At 65.0% G+C, this 8,183-nt stretch carries 6 protein-coding genes and 1 pseudogene; 4 read left to right on the plus strand and 3 right to left on the minus strand.

Translation table 11 applies throughout. The features are described 5' to 3' along the window. On the plus strand, positions 1–1,516 hold a 1,516-nt coding region (locus F6Q13_RS16225; protein WP_293058709.1), incomplete at its 5' end, for a cellulase family glycosylhydrolase. A 16-nt stretch (positions 1,517–1,532) separates the two neighbouring features. Here F6Q13_RS16225 and F6Q13_RS16230 read toward each other — a convergent pair. After that, positions 1,533–2,885, minus strand: a complete 1,353-nt coding sequence (locus F6Q13_RS16230) for a 3-oxoacid CoA-transferase (protein WP_293058711.1) — start codon at positions 2,883–2,885, stop codon at positions 1,533–1,535. Further along, a complete protein-coding gene (locus F6Q13_RS16235) occupies positions 2,882–4,006 on the minus strand; it encodes a glycoside hydrolase family 76 protein (RefSeq protein WP_293058713.1) in 1,125 nt (374 codons plus the stop codon). Before F6Q13_RS16235 ends, F6Q13_RS16230 begins: the two co-directional genes overlap by 4 nt. 86 nt (positions 4,007–4,092) lie before the next feature. Here F6Q13_RS16235 and F6Q13_RS16240 point away from each other — a divergent pair, with 86 nt between their 5' ends. The 3 genes from F6Q13_RS16240 to F6Q13_RS16250 all read left to right on the plus strand — a co-directional run bounded on the left by F6Q13_RS16240 (position 4,093) and on the right by F6Q13_RS16250 (position 7,629). Next, positions 4,093–6,105, plus strand: a complete 2,013-nt coding sequence (locus tag F6Q13_RS16240) for a putative adhesin (protein WP_293058715.1) — start codon at positions 4,093–4,095, stop codon at positions 6,103–6,105. Positions 6,106–6,152: 47 nt separating this feature from the next. Continuing rightward, complete coding sequence (locus F6Q13_RS16245) at positions 6,153–6,911, plus strand: hypothetical protein (protein WP_293058718.1); 759 nt, start codon at positions 6,153–6,155, stop codon at positions 6,909–6,911. Positions 6,912–6,972: 61 nt separating this feature from the next. Next, positions 6,973–7,629 carry a bifunctional 2-polyprenyl-6-hydroxyphenol methylase/3-demethylubiquinol 3-O-methyltransferase UbiG gene (locus tag F6Q13_RS16250; RefSeq protein WP_293058720.1) on the plus strand — a complete coding sequence of 219 codons (657 nt, stop codon included), beginning with the start codon at positions 6,973–6,975 and terminating at the stop codon, positions 7,627–7,629. Positions 7,630–7,815: 186 nt separating this feature from the next. Here the strand turns inward: F6Q13_RS16250 and F6Q13_RS16255 are convergent. Continuing rightward, positions 7,816–8,183: pseudogene (locus F6Q13_RS16255) on the minus strand (SAM-dependent methyltransferase); the annotation flags it as partial.

Consider the following 8,183-nt stretch of genomic DNA (forward strand, 5'->3'; position numbering starts at 1 on the left):
TGATGCGAGCAACCCCGCGGCGTTGCCCGCGTTGGGTGGGGCCGGCGGTGACGGCAGCCTGCTGGGCCTGCTGGGCAGCCACGGCATGGTCGGTGCGCCCGGGGTGCTCGCCGCCGGTGGCGCCGCACCGAGCGCGGGCAGTGACAGCGTGCTGCCTGTCGAAACCACCGGCACGTGGTTGACCAACAGCGCCGGGCAGGTCGTCATCCTGCACGGGCTCAACGAGGTCGACAAGGTGGCGCCCTATGAGCCCTCCGCCGAGGGGTTCGGTGCCCAAGACGCGGCGTTTTTGGCCGCCAACGGCTTCAACGTCGTGCGACTCGGCGTCCAGTGGGCCGGGGTGGAGCCCGAGCCCGGCGTCATCGACTACGCCTACCTCGCCTCGCTCGCGCAGACCGTGCACACCCTGGAAGACAACGGCATCTACGTGATCCTCGACATGCACCAAGACCTCTACAGCGCCTATTTCGGCGGCGATGGTGCGCCGGCGTGGGCCGTGCAAACCGGCGGGCTGCCCAACCACGAACTGGGCTTTCCGTTGACCTACGTCGCCGATCCCGCCGAGATCAACGCCTGGGATGCGTTCTGGTCCAACGCGACGGCGCCCAACGGGGTCGGGCTGGAGAACGATTACGCCCAGATGTGGGAGGCCGTGGCGGCCTACTTCGACGGCAACCCCGACGTGGTCGGCTTCGAGATCATGAACGAACCCTGGCCGGGCCTGATGAGCGTACCGACCGTGTTGGGCAGCCCAGCCTTCGACGCGCAGGACCTGACCCCGTTCTACGACCAGGTGGCCTCGGCGATTCGCGCCGTCGACCCCACCACACCGATCTTCTACGAACCCAACGTGCTGTTCAACTTCGGGTTGCCTACCCACCTGGGTGCGGTCGACGCAACCAACACCGTGTTCGCGTTCCACGACTACTGCCTCGTGGACCAGGTGCTGGGCGTCAACTTCGCCTGCGGACTCGAGGCAGATCTGGTCACGGCCCAAGCCCAGGCCTACGCGCAGCTCCGCGATATTCCGGCGTTCATGACCGAGTTCGGAGCCACCGACAACGACACCGTGATCGCTGACGCGATGCAACCCGCCGACCAGCACCTGATTGGCTGGACGGAGTGGACCTTCACCAGCCACGACCCGACCAGTCCATCGAATCTGGTGTACAACCCTCAGGATCCGCCGGTCGGCGCTAACGTCGACGCGGCCAAGTTGGCGACCCTCGCCCAGCCCTACCCGCAGGTGGTGTCGGGCACCCCGCACACCTGGTCGTTCGACGACGGCACGTTCGCGTTCAGCTACTCCACCGACAAGGTCGACGGGGCGGGCAGTTTCGCCGCCGGCTCGCCGACCACCATCGCGGTACCGGCTATCGAGTTCCCCCACGGCTACCAGGTGAGCGTCACCGGCGGACAGGTCGTCTCGGCCCCCGACGCCCCCCAACTGGTCATCGACTCCGACCCCGGCGCCACCACCGTCGACGTCACCGTGAGCCCCGCCGCAGGCGGGTAAAGAGCTGGCGTCGGCTCTAGCTCAACGCCACTGTGAAATCGCAGCCGGTCTTGGCGCGCACCTCCTCGAGCGTGACCCCGGGATGCAGTTCGGTGAGAACGAGTCCGTGTCCCGGCTCGACGTCGAACACACACAGGTCGGTGATAATCAGGTCCACCACGCCCTGACCGGTCAGCGGCAGCGTGCATCGCCGCAGGATCTTCGGGCTGCCGTCTTTAGCGGTGTGATCCATCATCACGATCACGCGCTTGACGCCCGACACCAGGTCCATCGCACCGCCCGGCCCCTTGACCATCTTGCCCGGCACCATCCAGTTAGCCAGATCCCCGTTCTCAGCCACCTGCAGGGCGCCCAGTATCGACAGATCGATGTGGCCACCGCGGATCATCGCGAAAGAATCGGCGCTGCTGAAAAAACTTGCACCGTCGATGCTGGTGATGGTCTGCTTGCCGGCGTTGATCAGATCCGGATCGACCGCTTCCTCGGTCGGATAGGCACCGATGCCGAGCAGCCCGTTCTCGGACTGCAACGTCACGGTGATGTCGTCGGGAATGACGTTGGCCACCAGCGTGGGCATGCCGATGCCCAAGTTCACGTAGTAGCCGTCGCGCAGTTCGGCGGCGGCGCGCCGGGCCATCCGCTCCCGAATCGGGTTGTCGCCCTTGTGCTCCGCTCCGGTGCTGACGGTGCGGAACTCGATGCGCTTTTCGTAATTGCGGCCCTGGATGATCCGGTCCACATAGATACCCGGGGTGTGGATCAGGTCGGGATTCAGCTCGCCGATCTCGACGAGCTCTTCGACCTCGGCAACCGTCACCGTGCCGCAGGTGGCGACCATCGGGTTGAAGTTGCGCGCCGTCTTGCGATAGACCAGGTTGCCCGCCGGATCCCCCTTCCACGCTTTGACCAGCGCCACATCGGCGCGAATGCTTTCTTCGAGAACGTATGCGGTGCCGTCGAAAACCCGGGTGTCCTTGCCCTCGGTAAGTACGGTGCCATAGCCGGTGCGGGTGTAGAAGCCCGGAATGCCTGCGCCGCCGGCACGTAACTTCTCCGCCAGCGTGCCCTGGGGGATAAGAGTCAAGTCCAGCTCCCCGGACAGCACCCGGCGTTCGAACTCCTTGTTCTCCCCGACATAGGAGGCGATCACCTTCTTGACCTGCCCCGCCTTGAGCAGCAGACCCATTCCGAAATCGTCTACCCCGGCGTTGTTCCCGACGATCGTGAGGTCTTTGACACCGCTGTCTACCAGAGCCTGGATCAAGTTCTCCGGAATACCGCACAGACCGAACCCGCCGGCGGCAACGGTCAGGCCGTCCTTCAGCAAGCCCTGCAGGGCGGACTCTGCGTCGGGATGGACTTTTCTCACGCACTGCTCCTCTCAGCGACGGCCGCCGTTACGGCATGTGCGGCCTCCATCAACATCCAGCCGGACAGCTGCACCGAGAGGTCGCGGGCGGGAAACTCCGAGCCGGTGACCGCGCCCGCGACGAACTCGGCGTGCTTGCCGGTCGCAGTGGGAAGATCGGGATAGCGATCCCAGAACGGACCGAACAGCGGCAGGCCGTCCACCGTCTGCCGATAGTCCCAGGCCGATTGGGCCGAGGACAGCACCATCGCGCGGGCGGTGTCGCGGGCGGCGGTGTCCTCGGCGGTTTCCCCCGGCAGGCTGGTGGCAACCAGCGCCAGATAGCGGGCGGTGATCCCGCCGAACAGCCCGCCGTCGCCGCCGCCGGCACCCTTGAGCACCCCCGCCGGCGCCATGTGCTCGTTGACCGCGGCGACCAACCGATGCACCCGCGGCGCGTGCCGCGGGTCGCCGGTCCGGGCGGCCAACTCGGTTTCCAGCCCGAGCACCACGCCCTGGCAGTAGGTGTACTGGGCACGCACCAACGAACCGGCCTTGATGCCGTCGAACACCAGGTGGGTCTGCCGGTCGATGAGCGTCGCATCGATCCAGTCCGCCATCTGCTGGGCGCGGCGCAGCCGGTCGCCATAGCGGGCCAAGAAGATCCCGGCCGGGCCGTTGGCGGGAGTGTTGAAGAATTGGTCCTGCTTGCGCCACGGGATGCCCCCGCCGTCCTCGGGCACCCAGGCCTTGACGAACTGGTCAGTCAGCGTATTCAGCGCGCGGTCCCGCGTGACGCCGACCAGCCGCGCGGCACGCTCCAGCGCCAGCGCCAGCCAGGCCATGTCGTCGTAGTAGTCGTTGACCCATCGCCCGGCGTTGCGCAGTCGGTGCGAGCGGATCTGTCGTTTGATCTTGCTGTGCCGCTCGGGTTTCGGGTCACGCAGCTGGGCGTCGATCAGGCAGTCCAGCAGGTGTGCCTGCCACCAGTAATGCCAGCGGCCGAAGATCCGGTCGCGTCGGGTCGGCGGCCAGGCCACCACACCGAGCTGGGTTCGCGGCAGCGCCCACAGTCGGGTCAGATGCCGCGCCGTGACCGCGGCTTCCGCGCTGGCCGCCCGATTCGCCCACCGAGGATCCATGTCCACCGATCCTGCCCTATTCATGATTAGCGACGTCGTCGCTGGGGTGAATTGCGGCCGTGATGGCTGGTGGTTAGTTTCCCGCTGTGGCTGGCGAGGCGCTGGTGGTCGATCCGTTGGCGTTGGATGGCGCCGGGTTTGCGATGGCGTCGGTGGGCGCGGACTTGGGGGCTGCGATCTCGTCGTTGACCGCCGCATTGTCCGGCACCGCGGGAATGGCCGGTGACGATCCGGCAGGCGCAACGTTGGGCCGCAGTTATGACAGGTCGGCGGGTAAGTTGCTGGAGGCGATGGCGACCACCCGCAACGGGTTGTGCCGGCTCGGTGACGGGGTGCGGATCTCGGCGCACAACTATTCGGTGGCCGAGGCGTTCTCGGACATTTCGGGGCGCAGCGCAGCGCTGTCGGTGCCGCCGTCGACGGGATCGGTTGCGGCGGGTGCGGCGCCCTCGGCGGTCGGCAGGGTCGGTAGCGTTCCGGCGGGTTGGGGCTGGGTGGCCCCGTATCTGGGGATGATCTGGCCGACCGGGGATTCGGGTCGGTTGCGTGCCGCCGCGGCAGCTTGGGCCGCAGCCGGGAACCAGTTTGAGGTCAGCGAGGTTGCGGGGTCGGCGGCGCCGATGGCCACCATTCGCGCCCAACTCCTGCCCGAGGGAGCCGCGATCGACGCCGCATTCAGCGACGCCTTGTCGGCCACCACGGGCATCGCCGAGCAGTGCGAGAGTCTCGCCCAGCAGCTGAGCGCCTATGCCGCCAAGGTCGATCGGGTTCACGGCGCAGTCCTGGATTTGTTGAGCCGCATCTGTAATCCGCTGACCGGACTCAAAGAAGTCTGGGATTTTTTGACCGCTCGCGACGAAGACGAGATCAAAAAGATCGCCGACGACATCCGCACCGTCATCGCCACCTTCACCGAACAAGCCGACGCGTTGGGACACCGCATGGTCGAGGCGCTGCAGCAGGCCGCCGCCGTGGCCACCGCGATGGCCGACTACGCCGACAAAGAGTGGGACCGGTTTGTGCACGGAACTCAGGTCGGCCGGGTCGTCAACCAGCTCGGGCAGGTCGCGAAAGGAGCCGGCGCTGAAGTCGGCGGCATGGCCGAAACGGCATGGGACTACTCGCAGCTACGCATGGTGCTAGACCCGAAAGGCTACGTCCACGACCTGCAGGAGACGGCGCAGGGAATCGCGCCGTTGGTCGGGCTCGGTGGTGACGGCGCGCCGGGCATCGGTCAGGCGTGGACGGAGCTGGGCAAGCAGACCGTGCACTGGGACGAGTGGGGCACCAATCCCGCCGAGGCCGCCGGCAGAAGCGCCGTCGACCTCGCCACCCTGCCGCTTCCGGGTGGGTCGGCTGCCAAATTGGGCAAGCTGGGCCGCGGCGCGCGTGAGATGGTCGATGGGCTCAAAGACACCCGGCTGCCCGAACTCCCTCCTCCGCATAACGGTGAACCGGATGCGGCGCCGCCCCAGGCGGCGGGTAAACCCACATCGGCGCCACCCGAAACGGCACCACCGAGCGGCCCCACCGAGACCAAAACACAGCCGGCCCAGCCGGCACCGGCCGGGGCGCCCTCCGCGCCCGCTGGTCACACGCCGCATACGGCACCCTCCCAGGAGCCTTCGGCACCCGTGCTCCCGACGGACGCGACTGCCGGTGATCTCGGAGCTTCACCGCAGAACCGGACGAACATCAGCGGGCATGGCGCCTATGGTGGTCACGGCATGATGCAGGTGCCGCCAGGTTCGACGATCACGACATACGCCGAACACGGATCGACCATCACCGACGCGCTGGGGAATTTGATCGAGACCAGCGGCGATACCTCGGGCCTCTATTCGAAAACTTTTTTGCCCGGTGAATCACTCCCCGACTACACGATTTATCCGCCGGATGGGCTCAACATCACAGGCGACCCCCAGACAGTAACGGAGCCAACGCTTCTGAGCGAGTTGATAAAGGCTGGGATGGGCGACGTCCACCTGGCAACGTGTACTTTCGATCCTGCCTGCCCGACAGGCAAGGTCTACGATGTCAGTGGAATATTCGACTGGGACACCGGGGTCCTCAACGAGTACGGAGGGCAGGGATTTTGACCGAGGATCATGATTTCGGGTCCAGCGGTGTCGACGAACTGCTCCGGATGGCTGCCCAGGATAACGATCCCGAGTTGGCGCGGCACTTTTTTCGGGCACTCCGCTCCGTCGAGGTATTTTTCGGCCTGACATCCGAATACCGGGCTGGAAAAGAGTTCAAGGCGACCCCGTTGCTCCGGCTGCCGGACGGTACACACGCGATGATGCTCTATACATCGAAATCGCATTCCGACCTGCCTGACCGCTTCGGTGGAAGTACGTTCGAAAATGCTCTTGCGGCTGCGCTGAAGATGCCCCAGCTGGACTGGGTCATAATATCGAATCGCGACGCACAGTGGGTGGCAATCCATAAAAGCCGGATTCCCGTTGTCCTTGGCGATCTGAAATCGGAAAGTAACGGCGAAAATGGGTCGTCGACGTCTGCTACGCACGGCAAGACCCCAGCAGCGCTGAATGGGCTTATCACACGCGCAGTGGATGCTACGGCGGCTGAAGACATCAGGACCGCGGTTGATTCGGCGCTTGCCGGCCGGGAAGTATTCCTGGAACTGGCACCGGGCCAAGCTGACGACGGCCAACCGTTGATGAATGTTTTCCAGGCCGGCGATTTTACTAAGCTGATCCGTGTTTATACCAGCCGAGCGCGGCCGGGTATTAAGTATGGCGGAATGACCTGGGAAGCCCTCAAAGAAATGCTCCACAAGGTGCCCGTAATCGATGGTGTGCAGGTGATGAACGATGCGGAGGACTGGCTGGTATTCGACCGTGAGTCGCTGAATTTGCCGCCTCGGGAGGAAAAGCGGTAATTTTCGGATCTTGCCGGCCGGGTGCAGACCCGGCGATCCGGGTCTACCGTTGGCAATCACGATGAGTGCGACGTACTGGCGTGGCGCGACCCAGGATGCGGCGATGCAGGAGGAGCACCGCTTCGTCTGGAAGGCGATGCTGGACACGATCGATGTCGACCTCGCCGGGGCACGAGTGCTCGACGTCGGCTGCAACCGAGGTGGCTTTCTGCGTCTGCTGGCCGACGACTGCGGTATCAAAGAAGGTTTCGGCTACGATCCGGCGGCGAGCGCGATCGAGGACGCACGCCGACTGACGGGGACCCGCCCCCTGCGATTCGAGGCAGCCGCAGCGCCACCCACGGCGTGGAGCGGCTTCGATGTGGCGTTCAGCCACGAAGTGCTTTATCTGCTCGACGACCTGCCGGCGCATGCAGCGGCGATCTTCCGGGTCCTCAAGCCCGGCGGGGTTTATTACGCGGTCATGGGCGTGCACGCCGACAGCCCACTGATGGTGACCTGGCATGCGGAAAACGCCGAGGAGCTGGGCCTCCCGCCGCTTTACCAGCTCGATCAAGTCACCCAGTGGTTCTCCGACGCCGGTTTTCGGGTTGCCGCCGGCCGACTGCGAATAGGCTTTGTTCCCTTCGCCGCCGGGCACCTCGACGAAAGTCGCTTACTGGACGTGCTTGACTACTACTACAACCGAAAGATCGTGTTCCGATTCAGCCGCTCCTAGTCCGCGTTGGTCCCGGATGTGAGCCATCATGTCATTAAATCGGGTTCGAACGCGTTGCCGATCGCGTCGGCCAGGGCGGGTTCCTGTGGGAGGGTCACGATCGGAACAAGCCGGACGGATTAACGACATGTCCGGTGGCGAAGCCGAGCCTATCTCGCGAGCGTTCTTCATGCGTCGAATTTTGTGTCAATCCTTGGCGAAACAGTACAGTCGGTATGAAACGTCGCCCCGGTGCACCTGTTCGTACAGCGGTGATCCTTTCGTTCCGGTGATATCGCGGAAAAAGCGACGCAATGGCGCCGGTGTGTGGCGGTTGATCAGGTCCCGATAGCGCTCCGAATTGAGCTCCAACCCACGCAGTATCTGGGCATTGATCATCTCTTGCGAAACCATACGAAGCGGGGCGCTGGCGAGATCCGCTTCCCACCTGCCGATCTGATGCAGCGAGCGCAGATCGGCGTACAGGAAGTGCCCGCCCGGACGCAGCACGCGCGCTACCTCGGCCAGAAACCGTGGGTAGTCAGGGTAGAGGTGCGCGGCCTCGTCATTTATAT

The organism is Mycobacterium sp., from assembly GCF_008709575.1.
Classification (GTDB): Bacteria; Actinomycetota; Actinomycetes; order Mycobacteriales; family Mycobacteriaceae; genus Mycobacterium.